Annotated in this window: 24 protein-coding genes; 8 read left to right on the top strand and 16 right to left on the bottom strand. The window is 68.9% G+C overall.

All coding sequences use genetic code 11. The features are described from left to right. Positions 1–143 precede the first annotated feature (143 nt). From AC1RUS_RS05425 to AC1RUS_RS05455, 7 genes are all read right to left on the bottom strand, one after another. Complete coding sequence (locus AC1RUS_RS05425; protein WP_492913801.1) at positions 144–458, bottom strand: EF-hand domain-containing protein; 315 nt, start codon at positions 456–458, stop codon at positions 144–146. A 117-nt stretch (positions 459–575) separates the two neighbouring features. Next, positions 576–902, bottom strand: a complete 327-nt coding sequence (locus AC1RUS_RS05430; protein WP_492913802.1) for a DMT family transporter — start codon at positions 900–902, stop codon at positions 576–578. After that, positions 899–1,045, bottom strand: coding sequence for a hypothetical protein (locus tag AC1RUS_RS05435; RefSeq protein ID WP_492913804.1), 147 nt, complete (start codon positions 1,043–1,045; stop codon positions 899–901). Before AC1RUS_RS05435 ends, AC1RUS_RS05430 begins: the two co-directional genes overlap by 4 nt. 2 nt (positions 1,046–1,047) lie before the next feature. Then, entirely contained in the window at positions 1,048–1,986 is a 939-nt protein-coding gene (locus AC1RUS_RS05440) for a prephenate/arogenate dehydrogenase family protein (protein WP_492913806.1), read from the bottom strand. 150 nt (positions 1,987–2,136) lie between these two features. Continuing rightward, complete coding sequence (hisC, locus tag AC1RUS_RS05445; protein WP_492913808.1) at positions 2,137–3,258, bottom strand: histidinol-phosphate transaminase; 1,122 nt, start codon at positions 3,256–3,258, stop codon at positions 2,137–2,139. A 32-nt stretch (positions 3,259–3,290) separates the two neighbouring features. Next, positions 3,291–4,091, bottom strand: a complete 801-nt coding sequence (locus tag AC1RUS_RS05450) for a chorismate mutase (protein WP_492913810.1) — start codon at positions 4,089–4,091, stop codon at positions 3,291–3,293. 93 nt (positions 4,092–4,184) lie between these two features. After that, positions 4,185–5,195 carry a DUF2125 domain-containing protein gene (locus AC1RUS_RS05455; protein WP_492913812.1) on the bottom strand — a complete coding sequence of 337 codons (1,011 nt, stop codon included), beginning with the start codon at positions 5,193–5,195 and terminating at the stop codon, positions 4,185–4,187. Positions 5,196–5,224: 29 nt separating this feature from the next. Between AC1RUS_RS05455 and AC1RUS_RS05460 the strand changes: the two genes are divergently transcribed. Further along, on the top strand, positions 5,225–5,770 hold the full coding sequence (locus AC1RUS_RS05460; RefSeq protein ID WP_492913814.1) for a gamma-glutamylcyclotransferase: 546 nt from the start codon (positions 5,225–5,227) through the stop codon (positions 5,768–5,770). A gap of 28 nt (positions 5,771–5,798) precedes the next feature. Here the strand turns inward: AC1RUS_RS05460 and AC1RUS_RS05465 are convergent, their stop codons facing one another. From AC1RUS_RS05465 to ftsE, 4 genes are read right to left on the bottom strand one after another with little or no spacing between them, the layout of a single operon-like run. Beyond that, on the bottom strand, positions 5,799–6,509 hold the full coding sequence (locus AC1RUS_RS05465) for a lysophospholipid acyltransferase family protein (RefSeq protein WP_492913816.1): 711 nt from the start codon (positions 6,507–6,509) through the stop codon (positions 5,799–5,801). Then, positions 6,506–7,126: a YdcF family protein gene (locus AC1RUS_RS05470; protein WP_492913818.1), complete on the bottom strand. Its 621-nt coding sequence runs from the start codon at positions 7,124–7,126 to the stop codon at positions 6,506–6,508. Before AC1RUS_RS05470 ends, AC1RUS_RS05465 begins: the two co-directional genes overlap by 4 nt. After that, positions 7,123–8,016, bottom strand: a complete 894-nt coding sequence (locus AC1RUS_RS05475) for a cell division protein FtsX (RefSeq protein WP_492913820.1) — start codon at positions 8,014–8,016, stop codon at positions 7,123–7,125. The genes AC1RUS_RS05470 and AC1RUS_RS05475 overlap by 4 nt, the downstream gene beginning before the upstream one ends. Continuing rightward, on the bottom strand, positions 8,013–8,720 hold the full coding sequence (gene ftsE, locus AC1RUS_RS05480) for a cell division ATP-binding protein FtsE (protein ID WP_492914148.1): 708 nt from the start codon (positions 8,718–8,720) through the stop codon (positions 8,013–8,015). Before ftsE ends, AC1RUS_RS05475 begins: the two co-directional genes overlap by 4 nt. An 83-nt stretch (positions 8,721–8,803) precedes the next feature. Between ftsE and AC1RUS_RS05485 the strand changes: the two genes are divergently transcribed. The 3 genes from AC1RUS_RS05485 (at position 8,804) to katG (ending at position 12,653) form a co-directional block, all read left to right on the top strand. Continuing rightward, complete coding sequence (locus AC1RUS_RS05485; RefSeq protein WP_492913822.1) at positions 8,804–9,748, top strand: MJ0042-type zinc finger domain-containing protein; 945 nt, start codon at positions 8,804–8,806, stop codon at positions 9,746–9,748. Then, positions 9,687–10,271, top strand: coding sequence for a phosphoribosyltransferase (locus AC1RUS_RS05490; protein ID WP_492913824.1), 585 nt, complete (start codon positions 9,687–9,689; stop codon positions 10,269–10,271). The genes AC1RUS_RS05485 and AC1RUS_RS05490 overlap by 62 nt, the downstream gene beginning before the upstream one ends. Positions 10,272–10,412: 141 nt before the next feature. Further along, entirely contained in the window at positions 10,413–12,653 is a 2,241-nt protein-coding gene (gene katG / locus AC1RUS_RS05495) for a catalase/peroxidase HPI (RefSeq protein WP_492913827.1), read from the top strand. Positions 12,654–13,307: 654 nt separating this feature from the next. On the opposite strand, the gene lysA is transcribed toward katG, so the two are convergent. Genes lysA through argH form a run of 3 tightly spaced genes read right to left on the bottom strand, consistent with a single transcriptional unit; the run spans position 13,308 to position 16,305 of the window. After that, positions 13,308–14,573 carry a diaminopimelate decarboxylase gene (lysA, locus tag AC1RUS_RS05500; protein WP_492913829.1) on the bottom strand — a complete coding sequence of 422 codons (1,266 nt, stop codon included), beginning with the start codon at positions 14,571–14,573 and terminating at the stop codon, positions 13,308–13,310. A gap of 8 nt (positions 14,574–14,581) precedes the next feature. Then, positions 14,582–14,902, bottom strand: coding sequence for a hypothetical protein (locus AC1RUS_RS05505; protein WP_492913830.1), 321 nt, complete (start codon positions 14,900–14,902; stop codon positions 14,582–14,584). Beyond that, the gene (argH, locus tag AC1RUS_RS05510; RefSeq protein WP_492913832.1) at positions 14,881–16,305 is read right to left on the bottom strand and encodes an argininosuccinate lyase; all 1,425 of its coding nucleotides are present in this window, start codon (positions 16,303–16,305) and stop codon (positions 14,881–14,883) included. Before argH ends, AC1RUS_RS05505 begins: the two co-directional genes overlap by 22 nt. On the opposite strand from argH, the gene AC1RUS_RS05515 reads away from it, so the two are divergent. After that, the gene (locus tag AC1RUS_RS05515) at positions 16,306–16,938 is read left to right on the top strand and encodes a TlpA family protein disulfide reductase (protein WP_492913834.1); all 633 of its coding nucleotides are present in this window, start codon (positions 16,306–16,308) and stop codon (positions 16,936–16,938) included. A 2-nt stretch (positions 16,939–16,940) separates the two neighbouring features. Further along, positions 16,941–17,675, top strand: coding sequence for a GNAT family N-acetyltransferase (locus tag AC1RUS_RS05520; RefSeq protein ID WP_492913835.1), 735 nt, complete (start codon positions 16,941–16,943; stop codon positions 17,673–17,675). Here AC1RUS_RS05520 and gluQRS read toward each other — a convergent pair. Together gluQRS and AC1RUS_RS05530 are read right to left on the bottom strand one after the other, a co-directional pair. Beyond that, positions 17,672–18,514, bottom strand: a complete 843-nt coding sequence (gene gluQRS / locus AC1RUS_RS05525) for a tRNA glutamyl-Q(34) synthetase GluQRS (RefSeq protein ID WP_492913837.1) — start codon at positions 18,512–18,514, stop codon at positions 17,672–17,674. The two genes, AC1RUS_RS05520 and gluQRS, sit on opposite strands and share 4 nt — an antisense overlap. 4 nt (positions 18,515–18,518) lie before the next feature. After that, positions 18,519–19,139, bottom strand: a complete 621-nt coding sequence (locus tag AC1RUS_RS05530) for a TetR/AcrR family transcriptional regulator (RefSeq protein ID WP_492913839.1) — start codon at positions 19,137–19,139, stop codon at positions 18,519–18,521. A gap of 156 nt (positions 19,140–19,295) precedes the next feature. Between AC1RUS_RS05530 and AC1RUS_RS05535 the strand changes: the two genes are divergently transcribed. Together AC1RUS_RS05535 and greA are read left to right on the top strand one after the other, a co-directional pair. Continuing rightward, positions 19,296–19,406, top strand: coding sequence for a hypothetical protein (locus tag AC1RUS_RS05535; protein WP_492913841.1), 111 nt, complete (start codon positions 19,296–19,298; stop codon positions 19,404–19,406). Between the two features lie 177 nt (positions 19,407–19,583). Continuing rightward, positions 19,584–20,063 (top strand): transcription elongation factor GreA, encoded by a 480-nt coding sequence (gene greA / locus AC1RUS_RS05540; RefSeq protein WP_492913843.1) that lies wholly within the window; start codon positions 19,584–19,586, stop codon positions 20,061–20,063. Positions 20,064–20,107: the final 44 nt, after the last annotated feature.

Raw genomic sequence — 20,107 nt, forward strand, 5'->3', positions numbered from 1 at the left:
CAACCCCCTGAAAGACAGGGATTTACCATCCTTCAGAAACCGACGTTATGCAAGCTGTCGTTGTATTTTCGCGCGCCCCTGAACGACGAACGCCGCCCGGTCGACGAGGACCGGACGGCGTCCTTCAGGTCTGACGAAGCCGCTTAGTGCGGGGTTTCGGCCGGCGGCGCGGGCGGGGGAGCGTCCTTGCCGGCGCCTTGCTGGCGGGCGGCGCGCATCTTGGCCATGCCGGCCTTGAGTTCCTCGACCGTGATCTTGCCGTCGCCGTCGGCGTCCGCCGTCGTGAACCGCTCTTCCTTGCGGCCCGCGGCGACCCACTCGGCCTTGTCGACGCCGCCGTCGGCGTTCTTGTCCCAGGCCTTGATGATGGTTTCCGGCGACGGCATCTGGGCCATGGCCGCGCCGGCGGCGAGGGTGGTGATCGAGGCCAGGGCGGCGGCGATGATGTGGCGACGCATGTGGGGGTGTCCTTCCGACTTGATGTCCCGTCCAGCGTGATCTGCCCGATTTGTTGCGGCGATATTACGGCGATACGCGGCGCGGCCGCGTGCCATGCATCGGCCCGTCAAAGAGCTCTAGTGGCTCTTTGAAAACAGGTTGATCACCAGCACGCCCGCCAGGATCAGCGCGATCCCGACCAGGGCGGCCGCGTCCAGGCGCTGGCGGTACATCACCCAGGCGATGCCGGTGACCAGAACGATGCCGATCCCCGACCAGATGGCGTAGGCGATCCCGACGGGCACGAACTTCAGCGTGTGCGACAGGGCGTAGAAGGCCAAGCCGTAGCCGACCGCGGTGATGATTGACGGCAGCGGACGGGTGAAGCCCTCGGCCGCCTTCAGGGCCGAGGTGGCGATCACCTCGGCGACGATGGCGACGGCGAGCCAGGCATAGCCGTTCATGGCGCGCTCCTTGGGGACGAGGCCGGTTCGAAGGGGGGGAAGTCGATCTTGACCTGGACCTTGAAGGCGACGGCCAGACCCCAGGCGATCAAGCCCAGCGCGACGGCCGCCAGCAACAGGGCGAGCGCGCGCTGGCGGTCCATCGCTAGTGCTTCCCGCGATCGCGTCCGAAGTTCGGCTCGGCGCTTTCCTGGCCAGCGGCGACGATCCCCCGGCGGATGGCGCGGGTGCGGGTGAAGTGGCTGTGCAGGGTGTCGGCGTCGCCCCAGCGGATAGCGCGGCTCATGGCCTGCAGGTCTTCGGTGAACCGGCCCAGCATCTCCAGCACCGCGTCCTTGTTGGCCACGAAGATGTCGCGCCACATGGTCGGGTCGCTGGCGGCGATGCGGGTGAAGTCGCGGAAGCCCGAGGCCGAGAACTTGATGACCTCGCTCTCGGTGACGTTCTCCAGATCGGCCGCGCTGCCGACGATGGTGTAGGCGATCAGGTGGGGCAGGTGGCTGACGACGGCCAGCACCAGATCGTGGTGCTTTTCCTCCATCAGCTCGACCTGGGCCCCGAAGGACCGCCAGAAGGCTGACAGCTTGGCGACGGCGGCGGCGTAGTGCTCGTCGTCGCTCTCGAACGGGGTCAGGATCGTCCAGCGGTTCTCGAACAGCTCGGCGAAGCCGGCGTCGGGGCCCGACTGCTCGGTGCCGGCGATCGGGTGGCCGGGAATGGCGAAGATCTTCGAGATGTCCTGGGCGCGGAAGGCCTCGGCGACATTGGCCTTGGTCGAGCCGACGTCGGTCAGGGTGGCGCCGGGCTTCATGGCCGGGATCACCAGGCTGGCCAGTTCGGGGACCGACAGCACCGGCGTGGCGATGACCACCAGGTCAGCGTCCTTCACGGCCTCGGCGATGTCCCCGGTGACGTGCTCTGCGATGCCCAGCTCGACAACGCGGGCGCGGTGCGCCTCGCTGGCGTCGGCGACGGTGACCTCGCCGACCACGCCCTGGGCGCGCGCCGCGCGGATCACCGAACCGCCGATCAGGCCACAGCCGATCACGGTCATCTTGGGATAGAGGATGCCGGGATTAGACATGGTTACAGACCGTTTTTAATCCCGCCCCCAACAACCGCTCATCCCCGCGAAGGCGGGGACCCAAGCTGGATTGGCCGGTCTGGTTCTGAGCGAAACCCCAAGCTCGGCTTGGGTCCCGGCTTTCGCGGGGATGAGCGAATGAGGGGGACATCAGCGACCCACGAACTCGGCCAGCAGGTCCACCACGGCGCGGTTGTGCTCTTCCTGGCCGATAGTGATGCGGATCGCGTCGGGCAGGCCGTAGTTGCCGACGGCGCGGACCAGATAGCCCTTGGACGCCAGGAACGCCTCGGCCTCCGGCGCGGTCTTGCCCGGGACCTTGGGGAAGTTGACCAGCACGAAGTTGGCCGCCGACGGCGTTACCTCGAGGCCAAGCCCGCCCAGCTGTTGGGTCAGGAACGGCCGCCATTGCTCGACCAGCGCCACCGAGCGGGCCTGGAATTCGACATCGGCCAGGGCGGCGACAGCGGCTTCCTGGCCGGGAATCGAGGTGTTGAACGGCGGACGGATACGCTCGATCGGTTCGATGATCCCCGGCGCCGCGTAGCCCCAGCCGACGCGCAGGGCGGCTAGGCCGTGGATCTTGCTGAAGGTGCGGGTGACGATGACGTTCTCGGCCGTGCGGGCCAGGTCGAGGCCGTCCTCGAAGCGCGGATCGGTGGCGAACTCGGCATAGGCGCCGTCCAGCACCAGTAGCACCGACGGCGGCAGGGCCGCGTGCAGGGCGCGGATTTCCTCGCCCGTCAGCCAGGTGCCGGTCGGGTTGGCGGGGTTGGCGATGAACACCAGGCGCGTGCGCTCATCGACGCATTTCACCACCTCATCGGCGTCGATGCGCTGGTTCGGCTCCTTGGCGAAGCGGACCTCGGCCTGGCAGGCGCGGGCGCCGATGGCGTAGGCGGCGAAGCCGTGCTCGCCCTGCACCACATTGTCGCCGGGCTCCAGATACACCTGGCACAGCAGGGCGAAGATCTCGTCGCTGCCGTCGCCGAAGGTCAGGCGTTCGGCCTCCAGGCCGTAGTGCGCGGCCACGGCCGTCCGCAGGATATTGGCCTTGCCGTCGGGATAGATGTGCAGGCGGTCGACGGCGTTGCGATAGGCGTCCTTGGCCTTGTCGCTGCAGCCCAGAACGTTCTCGTTGCTCGACAGCTTCACCGGATGGGCGACGCCTTCGATCTTCGACTTGCCGCCGACATAGGCGTGGATGTCCATCAGGCCCGCCTTGGGGGTGGGGCGCGGCGCGGCGAAGCGGTCGGAGGTCGGAGCGGTCATCTCGGCTACTCGGGTGGAACTTGGCGGTCGTCTTACACGTCGAAGGGTGTCGGCGCAGCCCCGATCACGCCTGTCAGCTTGCCCGGAGCCCGGGCCAGGCGCTCGTCGCCGGACATGAAGAAACCCACCAGCGAGAACAGCTTCAGCCCGCCGGCCTCGGCCAGGGGCTCGGCGGCGACGCCGTCCTGGCCCAGGGCCTCGACGATGGCGTTGGCGCTCTTGGGCGAGTCGGTCACCCAGAAGGTCTGGTCGCCGCCGGTGGGCTCGACCTCGACTTCCGCAACCGCCAGCGCGGCCTGCGGACCCCAGGCGCTCAAGCAGGGGAGGGCGGCGAAGATCTTGAGTTTCGGTTCGGCCAGCAGGCGGCCCCACCAGGCGCTGTCGGGCGTCAGGGCCAGCACGCCGACGCCCCAGGGCGTCTTGGCCGCGGCCAGCACGTCCTTGGGCTCGGCCAGGACCTGCATGCGCGGCGCGGTTCCGAAGCGCAGCCGGGTCAGCTCGACGGCGCGGGCGGTGTCCTTCCCGCCCCAGACCGACAGGTGATAGGGGCCCTGGCGGGCTAGGTTGTCGCTCATCACCTCGCGCCAGATGCGGATGACCAGGGCGTTGTTGGCCGCCTTGCGCGGCATGGCCAGGAGCTTGCGGACGATCATCGCCTCGCGGCCGGGGCGCAGGCCAAAGCCGGTGTCGCCCGCCGCGCGCTTGGCCGCCGCCACCGAACTGGCCAGGGCGGCCCGCTCGTCCAGCAGCTTCAGAAGTTCGCCATCAATGGCGTCGAGTCGCCATCGGACCTCGTCCAGCGACAAAGGCGCGTCGGCCGCGTCGGTACCCATGTTTATCCCCGAAATTGGAGGCCGGACCATAGTCCTTGCCGCCGCCGGCGCAATAGCCGGTATTCCCGGGAAGAAACTTGCGCGGTGAGCCGCTCAGTAGACGCGCGGCGAGGGGCCAGTGTCGATCGTGCCAAGGCGCGTGCGGCCCTCTTGGAACATCAGGCTGGCCTCGATCACAGGCTCGCGACCCAGGGCCTGGGCGACTGCGGCGGCGGCCTGCTCGGGCGTGCGGATCTTGGTGTTGGCATCGACGCGTTCCTTCAGGGCCACCTCCAGCGAGCCTTGCAGGCGACCGTCGGAGTCGACGCTCAGCGCCCCGGACTTGGCCGCGCCCTCGGCTTCGCCAGCGGTGATCTTGGCGTCGTGCATGGTGATGTTGCCGCCGGCGGCGGTCCAGTCGCGCACCGCATCGGCCCAGTTGTCGCCCTTCAGGTACGAGACCCGGGTCAGGCGCGCGTCCAGGGTCATGTCGGCCAGGTTCTCCTGGGCGATGCGGCCCAGCAGGCCCGTGAAATTGACGCGCGCGCCGCCGGCCTTGAACAGGATCGCGCCCTGGTCGTCGGGACCGGGCCGCAGGTGCAGCTGCATCGACTCGGCCGAACTCAGCGGGAACGGACGGGCCTGGGGCGAGGTCGAGAACACCAGCTTGACCCCCTCGATCGAGATGCGCGGCGGGCGTTCGTCGAGGCCGGCGATGCTGGCGCGCAGCACCTGGCCGGCAATGGCCACGTCGCCGCCGTCCGGACGGGTCAGCAGGGCGCCGCGCGGAGCGGTCGCCACCCAGTGATCCAGGCCGTAGATCATCGCCTCGCCCTTCAGCTCGGGGATCTTCAGCGCCCAGCCCGACGGCTCGGCCACCCGGGCGTCGGCCAGGGTCACGTCCAGCCGGAACGGAAAGCCCGAAAAGGTGCGGGCGCTCCACGACAGGTCATAGCCGCGCGCCTTCAGCGAGGCCGAGGCCGCGTCCATGCGCTGCTCGGCCTGGCCGCGCAGCCAGAACCAGCCGACGCACCAGGCTGATGCAAACGCCAGCGCGATGAGAAAAGGCGTGAGCAGGCCGCGACGGCGGGCTTTGCGGGACGGGGCGGCGTCGTTATGGGTCATGAAGTGGGCGCGTCCAGTCGGGATTGGTTATGAGCGTAGAAGGCGGCGATCGCTGGGTCTTCGGATACGGATCGCTCATGTGGCGTCCCGGGTTCCCGTTCATAGACCGAAGAACGGCCGTGCTCCACGGTCGGCGCCGGGCCTTCTGCATCTATTCGGTGCATCACCGGGGCACCTACGAGCGTCCCGGCCTGGTCCTGGGCCTGGCCCCCGGCGGCGCGGTGCGGGGCGTGGCCTACCGCGTGGCGGCCACGGCCTGGGAAGAGGTCTACGCCTATCTGCGCGAACGCGAGCAGCCGACCGAGACCTATTTCGAAGCCTGGAGCGAGGTGAAGATCGATGGGAACGGCAAGGCGCAGGCCCTGGTCTTCCTGTCGGACATGAAGCACAGTCAGTGGGCGGGAGCCCTGACCCTGGAGCAGCAGGCCGACCTGATCGCCGGCGCCAAGGGGCTGTCGGGGCGCAACATCGACTATCTCAGCGACCTTGTCGGCCACCTGCGCGAGGACGGCGTGCGCGACCAGTCGATGGAAGCGCTGCTGACGCTGGTGCAGGCGCGGGAGACGGCCGCTTAGTTTCCCTCTCTCATAGAGAGAGGGATCCTCAAACCCCCTCGTCCTCCAGCGCCTTGGTCGCGGTGTCGATCCGGGTCTGCAGCTCGCGCATGAACTCGCCGCGCTTCAGGCCGGCGGGGATCGGCTCCAGATAATGGAAGACGATCGTGCCCGGCGGACGCAGGAAGCCCTTGGGCCAGTGGACGCCGCAGTTCAGGGCCAGGGGCGTGACCGGCATGTCCAGCTCGCGATAGAGGGCCGCAATGCCGGGCTTGTAGTCGCCCGGAACGCCGACGTCGCCGCGGGTGCCTTCGGGGAAGATCACCACCTGCCGGACCTCCTTCATCCGGTCCAGCGTGTCGCGCACCAGCTTCTTCAGCGCCGTGGAATGGCCGGCGCGGTCGACGACGATCATGCCGGCCTTCAGGCCGTGCCAGCCGAACAGCGGCACGTTCAGCAGCTCCTTCTTCATCACGAAGCAGGCGTCGGGCAGCAGGCCGAACTGGCTGAACACGTCGAACATCGACTGGTGCTTGGCGGCGACCAGGGCCGGACCGGTGGGCAGGTTCTCGCGGCCCCGCACCTCGACCTTGATGCCCGAAATCCAGCGCAGACCGAAGAAGAGCCCTTTCGACCAGAAGGACAGCGCGGCGGTGTTCAGGGCGCGCGGCAGGGGCAGCAGCAGCAGCATCCAGATCGCCGTGAAGGCTGACCAGATCCAGAAATAGACCTGGAACAGAAACGAACGCAGTTGGATCAAGACGTCTTCTCCGCCGGTTGCCCGGCTTTCTCCTTGGGTCCCAGGCTCAGGAACGTCTCGCGTCCCAGGATCGCCAGGTACTTGCAGTATTCCACGATCATCCGCCGCGCGGTGATGTTGGTCTTCCACCAGTGATGAACGTCCAGGCCCTCGGTGACCACCGGATAGGCGTAGAGCGTGGTCCTGGGCATGGCGGCGTGCAGCTCGAGCATCGAGCGGGGCATGTGATAGTCGGCCGTGACGATAATGAGGCTGTCATAGCCCTTGGCCTTGGCCCACTCCGAGGTCTCCTTGGCGTTGCCCAGGGTGTTGGCGGCGGCGAAGCCCAGGTCGACGCAGCAGTCATAGATCGGCTTGACGGCCTTGGTGACGTTCAGCACATCGGCGCGGGTGGCTTCGCGATTGACGCCGCTGATCAGCAGGCGCTTGCCCTTGCCGGCCTCCAGCAGCTTTGTGGCCGCCTCCAGCCGGATGTTCGAGGCGCCGGTCAGCACCACCACGGCGTCGGCAATCGGCGGCTCCTTGGCCGGGGTCGACTGCTCGACCCGACCGGAGAAGGCCAGCAGGCCCAGGGCCCAGACCATGGCGACGATCAGAAGGGCGGCAAGGCTTTTCACGGCATGCTCCTGAGCAGGCGAAGCGCGGCCATCCGGGCGGTGAAGCCGGCGACCAGGGCGGCGATCAGCGGGCAGGGCAGCGGCGCCAGCAGGTCGATCCAGGCCAAGGGCAGGACCGGCGCCAGGCCCGCGCCGCCCCCCAGATAGCGCGCACCCGCGCCGATGATGGCCGCGCCCGCGCCGCCCAGCAAGCCCGCCAGCGCCGCCATGGCCGCGAAACGGCCCTGGAACAGGCCGGCGATGAAGCCCGCCTCGGCGCCGGAGAAGTGCAGCACCTCGATCACGTCGTGGCGCGAGGCCAGGCCGGCGCGGGTGGCGAAGGCGATCACCGCCGCCGCCGCCGCCGCGATCAGGGCGAAGACCCCGACGGCGGCCCAGCGGGCCAGGGCGGCGCTGCGCTCGATGTCGGCGATCCACTGGCTGTGATCGTCGACGACGGCGTCGACCCCGGCCGCCTTCAGCGCCTGGCTCAGGGCGGCGGCGGAGGCCGGCGCCTTCGGGTCGAGATCCAGGGTCACCAGGCGCGGGGTGGGCAGGTCCTCGACCAGGGCGTCCTTGCCGATCCAGGGAGCCAGCAGCGCCTCGGCCTTGTCGCGGGTCATGGCCCGGGCCTCGCTGACGCCGCGGACCCCGGCCAGGGCCTCGGCGGCGCGGGCGGCGGCGCTGTCGGGCGTCTCGCCGGAGCGCGCGCGGACCACCACGGTGGCCGAGCCGGTCAGCTGGTTGGTCCAGCCCTCGGCGGCGCGGTTGGCGGCCAGGGCGGCCAGGGCGGTCAGGCAGGCCAGGAAGCACAGCACCGCGACCACGAACACAAGCGAGCCGTCCCGGGCGTCGCGCGGCGGCAGCAGCGGGCCGGGCCGCCAGCGGTCGACCTGGAACACCTCGCTCATCGCCCGTCTCCCGTATCCACCAGGCGGCCGTGTTCGAGATGCAGGGTCGGGCGGGCGGCTCGCGCGACCAGCTCCTCGTCATGGGTGGCGATCAGCACCGTGGTGCCCAGGCGATTGAGCTCGACGAACAGCCGCAGCAGCCGCAGCGACATGGCCGGATCGACATTGCCGGTCGGCTCGTCGGCCAGCAGCACGTCCGGGCGGTCGACCACGGCGCGGGCGATGGCCAGGCGCTGCTTCTCGCCGCCCGACAGGGTGGCGGGCAGGGCGTGCATGCGTTCACCCAGTCCGACCCAGGTCAGCAGCTCGGCGACGTCGTCGCGATAGGTGGCGGGTTTGCGCTGCAGGATGCGCAGCGGCAGGGCGGCGTTGTCAAACACCGACAGGTGCTCCAGCAGCCGGAATTCCTGGAAAACCACGCCGATCCGGCGACGCAGGAACGGCAGGTCCGAGCTCGCCACCAGGCTTACATCGCGGCCGAAAAGCTCCACGCGACCCCGTGACGCACGGTGGGCCAGATAGATCAGCTTGAGCAGGGAACTCTTGCCCGCGCCCGAGGCGCCGGTCAGGAAATGGAAGGAGCCGGGAGCCAGCGAAAACCCAATGTCCCTTAGGGTTTCCGGCGCTCGACCGTAGCGCATCGACACGCCTTCGAAGCGGACCACGGGAAGGGCGTCGTCGCCCTGTTCTGCGTCGATCCGCAAGGAGGTCCCGCCGGGCTTTCTGGACATCAGGGGCAAAATCGGCGACCCCATTTGTTAACGCGAGGGGCGTACGATTCGAGGCCATGATACTAACCTGTCCGGAGTGCGCCAGCCGCTATTTCGTCGACGACTCCAAGGTCGGGTCGGCGGGTCGCGTCGTGCGTTGCGCCTCGTGCGGGAACCGGTGGACCGCCCGTAACGAGGACGCCCTCGACCTCTTCGAAGAGCCTTCCGCCGCCGCCTCGGCCGGCGAAGCGGCCCTGACCGCGCTGGACGCCAGCGGGGTCGCCGCGGCGACCGCCTCGGCCGGCGATTCCGAACCCGAACCGCCGGTCAGCGCCCTGCCGGGCGAGGAGCTGCCAAAGGTGTTCCGCGCCCGCGCCGACGCCGAGCGCCGCTTGCGCGAAGCCACCACCACGGGCGTGGTCTGGGCCGGCATGGCCGCCGCCATGGCGGTGATGGTGGTCGGGGCCCTGATCTTCCGCATCGACGTGGTGCGCCTATGGCCCACCACGGCGGGAGCCTACGCCAGCGTCGGCCTGCCGGTGAACACCGTCGGCCTGGTCATCGAGAACATCAAGGCCGAGCCGTCGCTGGAGGATGGCCACGCGGCCGTCACCATCACGGGCGTCATGCGCAACATCACCGAGCACGCCGTGATCGCCCCGCCGCTGCGGGTGGAGCTGCGCAACGGCAAGGACAAGCGCGTGGCCGGCCGCATCGCCGCCGCCGCCGATCCCAAGATCCCGCCCAGCGAGATCCGCCACTTCTCGATCACGATCCTGGATCCGCCGCGCACCGCCAAGGACCTGGTCATCGACTTCGCGTTGGAGCCCGGCGCCGCCAAGGCGGTGAAAGCCGCCCTGAAAACCCCGGCCGCCCACGGCGCCGAACCCGAATTGGCCCTTCGCGGAGCACAGGAAGCCGCCGCCGAAGGCGAAGCGGCTGGACATGAACCCCCGGGACATGAGACCGGATCGGAGGAAGCCCCTCCCACCGACTCTCACGAACCCGCGCATCATGAATGACCTGACCCACCCCGAAGTCCTGATTTCGGAAGCCGAGATCGCCGAGCGCGTCCAGGCCCTCGCCAACGCCATCGCCCCGCGCATCGACGACGACACCGTCGCTGTCTGCCTGCTGACCGGCGGCCTGTGGTTCGCCGCCGACCTGACCCGGGCCCTGTGGAAGGCCGGACGCAATGTCCGCTTCGACGCCCTGTGGCTGGCCTCCTACCATGACGAGCGCAAGAGCACCGGCCGCTGCGAGGTTCGCGCCGACCTGCAACGCCCGCTGGTCGGTCGCCGCGCCCTGGTGGTGGACGACGTCTTCGACAGCGGCCTGTCGCTCAGCGAGGCCTCGCGCCTCGTGAAGGACGCCGGCGCCAGCGAAGTCCTCACCGCCGTCTTCGCCCGCAAGCCCTGGCCCACCGATCGCGGCATGGAGCCCGACTTCGTCGCCTGGGAAGCCCCGGCGCGCTACCTGGTCGGCTACGGCCTGGACGACGAGGGCAAGAGCCGCGGCCTGCCGTACATCGGCGCGCTGGACTGATCGAGCGGCAAGCCGGCGCTCCGGCGGCCGCGTGGCCGCCGGATGATCGCGTCCTCGAGAACTTCGACCAAGTTTCGCCTCTTCCTTCGCTATCTCATCGCGCCTAGTTTTTGGGCGCGATCAAACGCGCAGGAGGAAGACATGGACGCCAAAGCTGGTGATGTTGCTGGCGGCTGCCCAGTGCAAAAGCCGTCGACGGTCCGCTCTCTGCTCGGCAGGCAGAACAAGGATTGGTGGCCCGAGGCCCTGCCGCTGGACGTCCTCAACCAGGGCGGACTTTCGTCCGACCCGATGGGCGACGACTTCGACTACGCGGCCGCCTTCAACGCGCTCGACTATCAGGCGCTGAAGGCCGATCTCACCGCGCTGATGACCGACAGCCAGCCCTGGTGGCCGGCCGACTACGGCAACTACGGCGGGCTTTTCATTCGCATGGCGTGGCACGCCGCCGGCACCTATCGCACCGCCGACGGGCGGGGCGGCGCCAACAGCGGCCAGCAGCGTTTCGCGCCGCTCAATTCCTGGCCGGACAACGGCAATCTCGACAAGGCGCGGCGCCTGCTGTGGCCGATCAAGCGCAAGTACGGCAAGCACATCAGCTGGGCCGACCTCTTCATCCTGGCCGGCAACGTCGCGATCGAATCCATGGGCGGCCCGGTCTTCGGGTTCGGCGGCGGACGCCGCGACGTGTTCGAGCCCGAGCGCGACATCTATTGGGGATCCGAGGAGCAGTTCGTTGGGCACCCGGACAACAAGACCCGCATCCTGCCCGAAGAGCAGCTTGAACTGGAGCAGCCGCTGGCGGCGATCCAGATGGGCCTCATCTACGTCAATCCCGAGGGGCCGGGCGGCGTGCCCGACGCCCTGCAGTCGGCGCGCGACATCAAGGCCACGTTCGAGCGCATGGCGATGAACCATGAAGAGACCGTCGCGCTGACGGCCGGCGGCCACACCTTCGGCAAGGCCCACGGCGCGGGCGACCCGAGCCTGGTCGGCGCGGCTCCGGAGGGCGCCGATATCGCGCTGCAGGGGCTGGGCTGGTCGAACGCTCACGAGAGCGGCTTCGGCGAGCACACGACGACCAGCGGCATCGAAGGCACCTGGGTGAACACGCCGACGGAGTGGTCGGCGAACTATTTCCGGCTGCTGTTCGACTACGAGTACGAGCTGGTGCGCAGCCCGGCGGGCGCCCAGCAGTGGCAGCCGATCAACCAGCGCGAAGAGGACATGGCGCCGGACGCTCACGTTCCGGGCAAGAAGGTCCCGACCATGATGACCACGGCCGACATGGCGCTGAAGGTCGATCCCGAGTTCCGCGCCATCTCCGAGCGGTTCCGCAACGACCATGAGGCGTTCAAGGACGCCTTCGCGCGGGCCTGGTTCAAGCTCACCCACCGAGACATGGGACCCAAGGTTCGCTACCTCGGCCCGGAAGTGCCGCAGGAAGACCTGATCTGGCAGGACCCCGTTCCGGCCGGCGCCACGCCGTCCGACGCCGAGGTGGCGGCGTTCAAGGCCAAGATCCTCGATGCCGGCTTCAGCGTCGGTCAGCTGGTGAAGACGGCCTGGGCGTCGGCCTCGACCTATCGGCGCTCGGATCACCGCGGCGGCGCCAATGGCGCGCGCATCAGGCTCGATCCGCAGCGGACCTGGGCCGTCAACGAGCCGGAAGAGCTTGGTCAGGTCCTGGCCAGGATCGATGCGCTGCGCGGTTCGCTTTCGATCGCCGACGCGATCGTTCTGGCGGGCTCGGCGGCGGTCGAGAAGGCGGCGCGCGACGCCGGCTTCGACGTCGAGGTCCCGTTCACGGGTGGGCGCGGCGATGCGACGCCCGATTGGACCGACGCCGAGAGCTTCGCGGTGATGGAGCCGGTCGCGGACGGCTTCCGCAACTACCTCAAGACCAAGCACACCGTGAAGACCGAGGAGCTGCTCCTCGACAGGGCGTCGCTACTGGGCCTGTCGGTCCCGGAGATGACGGTTCTGCTGGGCGGGCTGCGCGTGCTGGGCGCCAACCATAAGGACGCGCCGGAGGGGGTGTTCACCAACCGCAAGGGCCAGCTGACCAACGACTTCTTCGTCAACCTGCTCGACAACGCCACCTTCTGGAAGGTGGTCGATACGAGCGCCGACGAGGCCTTCATCGGTTATGACCGCGGCGGCGACCACGAGAAGTGGCGGGCCACCCGCACCGACCTGATCTTCGGCTCCAACAGCCAGTTGCGCGCGGTCGCGGAGGTCTATGCCGAGGCGGGCCATGAGAAGAAGTTCGTCCGAGACTTCGTCAGCGCCTGGACCAAGGTGATGAACGCCGACCGCTTCGACGCGCCGCAAAACCCCGACAGCGTTGAGCCCATCGGTATCGCGGAGCCGGCGGCGTAGTCGCCGGTAAGAGAAAGGCCGCGGCGGGGCTGTGCGCCGCCGTGGCCGATCACCGGTCTGGACCGGCGCTGCGGCTATTCCCGCGCTACCGCGAGCATTGCCGCCCCTTCGGCCCAACAAATTCAACGTCCTAGGTCGACCACTTGGCGTCACGATCTAAAATCGACGCCTCACGGCCAAAATCGCCCGTAGACTTCTCCTCGCCCCGCCACTGGGGAGGCCGTCCAGCTGGCGACCTGACGGGTGGCGGGGGCGGTCGAGCGGGTCGCGCTCGCCTGACCGTCGTCGATGCAGTCCCGAGCGGGGATCGGTTCGAGGTGTGTAATTCCCGAGAGGGTCTCGCCGGGCAAATCGATCAGTAACCCGCCCGTGGAAAGCCCGGCGACGGCGGTGAGCGCTCCAGGCGCGAGCTGAAATCGCTCGCGCGGTCCGGAAGGGTCGCTTCCCTTCCGCCCGTCGGGGGCTGAAATCGGGAGCGGGTTAAAACCCCGCGTCTCGAAGGCTCACCGGAAAATCGATCGCGCGGAGCGCTCCGGCCTAGGCCGAAACGGTACTCCTCTACACCCACTCATCCGGGCCTGGCCCGGACGCTCCGCCGCCTCCCTCTAACCTTCAGCGGGTCGACCGCATGAAGCCGCGAAGTCGTGTCCGGCCTCAGACCCAGTCGGGGACCAGGTCGCGGGCCAGCATCTCGTCGTAGGACGGTCGTGCGCGAATGACCGCGAACCTGTCCCCGTCGACCAGCACCTCGGGCACCAGCGGGCGGGTGTTGTACTCGCTGGCCATCGCCGCGCCGTAGGCGCCCGCCGACATGAAGGCCACCAGCTCGCCCGCCGCCAGCGACTGCATCTGGCGATCGCGGGTAAAGGTGTCGCCGGTCTCGCAGATCGGGCCGACCACGTCATAGACCGCTTCGCCGTCGCGCTTGATGAGCGGGCGGATGTCGTGGAAGGCGTCGTACATGGCCGGGCGGATCAGGTCGTTCATGGCCGCGTCGATGACCAGGAAGCGCTTGCCCTCGGGCCGCCCGTGGACGTGGATCACCTCGCTGACCAGCACGCCGGCGTTGGCGGCGATCACCCGGCCCGGCTCGAAGGCCAGCTTGACGGGCAGGCCCTTGACGACCTCGCCGACCATGGCCGCGAAGTCGGCGGGCGAGGGCGGTGTCGGCATGTTGAAATAGGGCACGCCCAGGCCGCCGCCCAGGTCGAGGCGTTCCACCGACAGGCCTTCGCCCAGCAGCTGTTCGACCAGGCCGCGCATCTTGGTGAAGGCGGCGCGCATGGGGGCCAGGTCGGTGATCTGGCTGCCGATATGACAGGCCACGCCGATCGGCTCGAGATTGGCGTTGTTGCTGGCGTTGGCGTAGAGGCGCGCGGCCTCGGCGAACGAGACGCCGAACTTGTTCTCGGCCTTGCCCGTGGCGATCTTGGCGTGACCGCCGGCCGCGACATCGGGATTGACCCGGAAGGCGACTTTCGCCCTCAGGCCCAGGCTGGCCGCGACGTCAGCGATCAGGTTCAGCTCGGGCTCGGACTCGACATTGATCTCGGCGACGCCGGCCTTCAGCGCGAATTCGATCTCGCGGCGGGCCTTGCCGACGCCCGAGAAGACGATGCGATCGGCGGGGATGCCGGCGGCCAGGGCGCGGCGGACCTCGCCTTCGGAGACCGTGTCGGCCCCGGCGCCCAGGTCGCCCAGCACCTTCAGCACGGCGACGTTGGAATTGGCCTTCACCGCATAGGCGATCAGCGGATCGACGACGCCGGCCGAGGCCAGCGCGTCGCGGAACACCGTGAAGTGCCGCTCCAGCGTGGCGCGGGAATAGACATAGACCGGCGTGCCGACATCGGCCGCGATGCGCGCCAGGGGGACGCCTTCACAGGCCAGGCCCTCGGGGCCGTATTCGAAGTGGTTCACATCAAAGCCTAGTTGGGGGTCGCGCCGGGGAAGCCCGCCGCCGAGACGCCGCCGAACGGGTTCGGGGCCGTGCCGGCCAGCGGCGCGGCGCGGACGGTGCGGTTGCTGGACGCCGGATCCATGATTTCCTGCGTGCCGCCGATGCGGGCCGGCTTGTTGGCCGTGCCGGACGCCGCGCGGCGCTCGGCTTCATAGGCGGCCTTTTTCTGGGCGTCCCACATCGGCGCGGGGCGCTCCAGCGCGGCCTGCTTGCCACAGGCGGCGAGGCTGAGCGCGGCGAGGGTCAGAAGAGCGAGGGGGCGCAGGGTCATCCGAGCAGTTCCTTCCAACGCGCGATCTGGGCGCGGACCTGGGCGGGAGCGGTCCCGCCGTAGCTGATGCGGCTAGCCGCCGAGGCGGCCGGGGTGAGGACGGCATAGACCTCGGCGGTGATCTTCGGCTCGATCGCCTGGAATTGCTCCAGGGAGAGATCCGCCAGATCCACGCCTAGGCCCTCGGCCGTCTTCACGGCCGAACCTGTCACGTGGTGGGCGTCGCGGAAAGGCATGTTCAGCGTCCGCACCAGCCAATCGGCCAGATCGGTGGCGGTCGAGAACCCCGCGCCGGCCGCTTGGGCCATCTTGTCGGTGTTGGGCGTCAGGTCCGACACCATGCCGGCCATGGCCAGAAGGCTGAGTTCGAGGGCGTCGAAGGCCTCGAAGGTCGGGACCTTGTCTTCCTGCATGTCCTTGGAATAGGCCAGCGGCAGGCCCTTCATGACCACGGTCAGGGTCGTCAGGCTGCCCAGGATGCGGCCGACCTTGGCGCGGATCAGCTCGGCGGCGTCCGGGTTTTTCTTCTGCGGCATGATCGAGCTGCCGGTCGTGAAGGCGTCGGTCAGCTTGATGAAGCCGAACATCGGCGTCGTCCACAGCACGATCTCCTCGGCCAGGCGCGACAGGTGCGTGGCGGTGATCGAGGCCGCCGACAGGGACTCCAGCGCGAAGTCGCGGGCAGAGACGCTGTCCAGCGAATTGGCGGTCGGGCGATCGAAGCCCAGGGCCTTGGCCGTGGCGTGGCGGTCGATGGGGAAGGGCGAACCGGCCAGGGCGGCCGCGCCCAGCGGGCACTCGTTCATTCGTGCCCGGGCGTCGCGGAAGCGGGAGGCGTCGCGGCCGAACATCTCGACATAGGCCATCAGGTGGTGGCCGAAGGTCACCGGCTGGGCCGGCTGGAGGTGGGTGAAGCCCGGCATCAGGTCGTCGGCATACTGCTCAGCCTGGGCCAGCAGCGCGCGCTGCAGGGCGTCGAGCTGGGCGGCCGAGCGGTCGCAGGCCTCGCGAACCCACAGGCGGAAGTCGACGGCCACCTGGTCGTTGCGCGACCGGGCGGTGTGCAGCCGGCCGGCCGTCGGGCCGATCAGCTCGCGCAACCGCGCCTCGATGTTCATGTGGATGTCTTCGTACTCGTCGCGGAACGGGAAGGTCCCGGACGTGATCTCGCCCTCGATGGTCGCGAGGCCTTCGAGGATTTTCGCGCCGTCTTCGCTTGCAATGACGCCTTGGCTGATCAACATCCCGGCGTGGGCGCGGGAGCCCGCCAGATCCTGCGCCCACAGGCGCTTGTCGAAGCCGATGCTGACATTGATCGCCTGCATCAGCTCCGCCGGTTTGGCCGAGAACCTGCCGCCCCACATGGCTTGACCCTCTCCGCCCGTGGCGGCGTCGGGTTTCTTGGAGGCGTTGTCGGTCATATGAGCGAAGTCCAGTCGGGTGATAACGGAACGACCGCGCCGAAGCGCGACGTCCTGAAATGGGCGATCGGCGCCGTCATGCTCGTCGGCGCCGCGGCGGTTCTATACGTCATCGCCGCCGCTTCGTTCAAACCCTCAGGTCCCGCCGACCTCAACGAATTCAAGCGCGCCTCGCTGGCGAAGCTGGATGTGCCCGCCACGCCGCGCGCCGCGCCGGGCACGACCTTCTTCGACGAGGCCGGAAAGTCGACAACCCTTGCCGATTTCAAGGGCCAGGTCGTGGTGATGAACCTCTGGGCCACCTGGTGCGCCCCCTGCAAGAAAGAGATGCCGACCCTGGCCAAGCTGGCCGGCGCCTACGCCGCCCAGCCGGTGAAGGTGCTGCCCATCAGCGTCGATCGCGACTCGGACCTCAACCTCGTCCAGGCGGAGATGGCGGCCAACCCGCCGCTGAAGATCTATCGCGACCCGTCCTACAAGCTGTCGTTCGACCTGGATCCCCGCGCGGCGGGCTATCCGACCACGGTGATCTACGACAAGCAGGGCCGCGAACGCGCTCGCCTGTCCGGCGACGCCGACTGGTCCAGCCCCGAGGCGCGCGGCCTGGTCGAGAAGCTGCTGGCCGAGAAATAGGGGTGATCGATCCCGCCGTCCTGGAGCCGATCGCCGACCGCGCCTGGCCGGCGCGCGAACGGGCTGCACTAGGTGGCTGGCGGCTGAACGCGGCGGACGGTTGGTCGATGCGCTCCAACGCCTGCTGGCCGCTGTCCGCGCCGGACCGCGACGTCGAGACGGCGATCGACGCAGCCGAGGCCTGGCTGATCGCGCGGGGCCTGCCGCCGCGCTTCAAGCTGACCGACGGCGCCATGGCGCCCGACGACCTTGCCGAGCGGTTGGCCCGCCGCAGCTATGTCGACTGCAAGAAGACCCTGGTGATGATCGGGCCGGCGCTGGGTCGCGCCGATCCGGATGTGACCCTGTTCGCCGCGCCCGATCCCAGTTTCGAGGCCGTGTTCACCGCCTCGGCGGGCGGCAATCTCGCCGACGCCCGGGAGCGGCTGGAGACCCTGGCCCGCATCGCGTCGCCCGCTCGCTTCGCCCGATTGGATGTCGGCAGCGCGCCGGCGGCCATCGGGGCGTCTGCCGTCGAGGGCGACTGGGCGGGCGTCTTCGGCATGCGCACCGCGCCCGACCATCGCCGCAAGGGCCTGGCGCGCCGTATTCTGAAGGCGCTGCTGGCCGAAGCCGCCGCGCTGGGCGCGTCCCAGGCCTATCTGCAGGTCGAGGCCGACAACACGCCGGCCATCGCGCTCTACGAGATCGAGGGATTTCGCCCGGCCTATAACTATCGCTATTGGGTGAAACCCTAGGCGAAGCCCATTTCAGTCCGTAGGGCCTCCGGCGTCATCCCCTCGGCCCGCAACTCACGCAGGGTCTGGGCCTTGTCGCGCTTGGCGTAGCGCTTGCCGTCCGGTCCGGTCAGCAGACGATGGTGGCGATAGGTCGGCGTGGGCAGGTCCAGCAGGGCTTGCAGCAGACGCTGGATATGCGCGGCCTCGAACAGGTCCTCGCCCCGGATCACATGGGTGATGTCCTGCAGGGCGTCGTCCAGCACCACGGCCAGATGATAGGCCACGCCGACGTCCTTGCGAGCCAGCACGATGTCGCCGGCGGTTTCGGGACGAGCGGCGATAAGGCCAGTTTCACCAGCCGGCCCGGCGCCGTCCTCGACGAAGCTCAAGCCCTCGAACCCGCCCAGCGCCTCTCGCGCCGCCGCCAGCGACAGCCGCCAGGCGAAGGCCTCGCCCTGCGCCAGGCGCGCGGCTTCCTCGTCGGCGGGCAGGGGAGCGCCGACGAACGGCGTCTGCGGCTCATGCGGCGCGCGGCCGATATCGAGCTCCTTGCGGGTCTTGAAGCAGCGATAGACCAGGCCGCGCTGGCGCAGCGCCTCGATGGCGGCGTGATAGTCGGCCAGGTGGTCGGACTGCCGGCGGACGGGCTTCTCCCAGTCCAGGCCGAGCCAGGCCAGGTCGTCCAGGATCGCGGCCTCGTATTCCGGCCGGCTGCGGGTGGCGTCGATGTCCTCGATCCTCAGCACGAACCGGCCGCTTGCGGCGTGGGCGGCCTCGAAGGCGGAGAGGGCGGAAAAGGCGTGGCCGCGATGCAGATAGCCCGTCGGCGACGGCGCGAACCGGGTGGCGAAGACCAAGGGATCAGGCCTGGTCGAACTTCGCGAACATGCCCAGGTGCTCGAACACGGCGCGCAGGAACGCTTCCTCGCCGCCCAGCAGCTCCTTCAGCGGTGCGAACTGCTTGAAGCTGATCATCTCGGCTAGGCCATGGCCCGCGCACCATGCGGCGATGGTCGCCAGTTCCAGATCGATATCGGCGACGCCGCCGCCCGACTGTTCGGAGATGGTGTTGCGCACCTGGCAGTAGGCGCCTTCTTCCTTCATTTTCTCTGGAAGGGCGTCCTTGTCTCGCGAGCAATCGTACATAACTCGGTACAGCGCAGGGTTGTCTCGGGCGAAACGCACATAGGTCACACCGATGCTGGTCATCCGGTCGCGCGCGTCGGTCGCCTTGGCGCGGACTTCGGTCAGGGCGCTGTCGAGCGCCACCCAGCCTTCGTGGGCGACGGCGTCCAGCAGTTCGCCCTTGTCCTTGAAGTGGTGGTAGGGCGCCGCCGGGCTGACGCCGGCCTCGCGGGCGACGGCGCGGAGCGACAGGGCGGCGGGACCTTCGCTCTCGAGGATTCGACGCGCGGCGTCGACGAGGGCGCGGCTGAGATCGCCGTGGTGATAGGGGCGGGATTCTGTGGCTGCGCTGGTCATCGGCCTCACTCTAGCCCTTCCTTTCTAAAATTTCATCCAAACGCTGTAAAGATCATCTTGACGGCGTTCAGATTGGTGTTATCTAAACACCGTCCAGATCGGGCAAGCCCACGACCGAACCAACGGCGGGGCGCATACCAAAGAGGGATCTTCGTCATGCTTCGTTCGCTCACCGCTTTTGAAACCGCCTTCGACCGCATGGCCGGCGGCTATTTCGTCGTTCTCGCCCTGGCCGTCGCCGGCGCCCTGATCAGCGTGGTTCTGTAAGCTTCGATTTGTCCGCGAACGGCGGAGTTGGCATCCCGCTCCGCCGTCGCGTTCGCCGCCGCGCTTGAACCTGTTCGCGCCGGGCGGTAGCACGAGGAAACCGAGACCCGAGTGGGGAACGTCTCGCTGCTCTCCGGATTTCCAGCCCATGCGTAATTTCACTCCAGACTTCCGCCGATGAGCGTCGCCTTCACCAAGGAAGGCGACAGCGAGGCCTTCGCCGCCGACCTGCTCGACCGGCCCATCTCGCCCAATCCTAATCTCGTGACCGCCCGTGGGCTCGAACAGCTCGAGACCTGGCTGGCCGAGGCGCGCGCGGCCTACAGCGCCGCTCAGGCCACCGGGGGCGTCGCCGAGGATCGCACCGCCATGGCGCGGGCAACCCGCGACCTGCGCTATTACTCCGCCCGCCGCGCCAGCGCCCAGCTGACCGAGCCGACCGGTCCCGAAGACATCGTCCACTTCGGTCAGGCCGTGACCTTCGATCGCGAGGACGGCCGTCGCCAGACCTTCCGCATCGTCGGCGAGGACGAGGCCGATCCCGCCGAGGGTTCGGTGTCCTATGTCTCGCCCCTGGCCCGGGCCCTGCTGGGCAAGACGATCGGCGATACCGCGATGGTGGCCGGCGGCGAAGTCGAGATCGTCGCCATCGACTAGCAAGGATCGGGTTGCCGACCTCGCTGGGCGATGGTCAGGTCGCG

It is taken from the genome of Caulobacter sp. GW821-FHT10F06 (genome assembly GCF_058809215.1).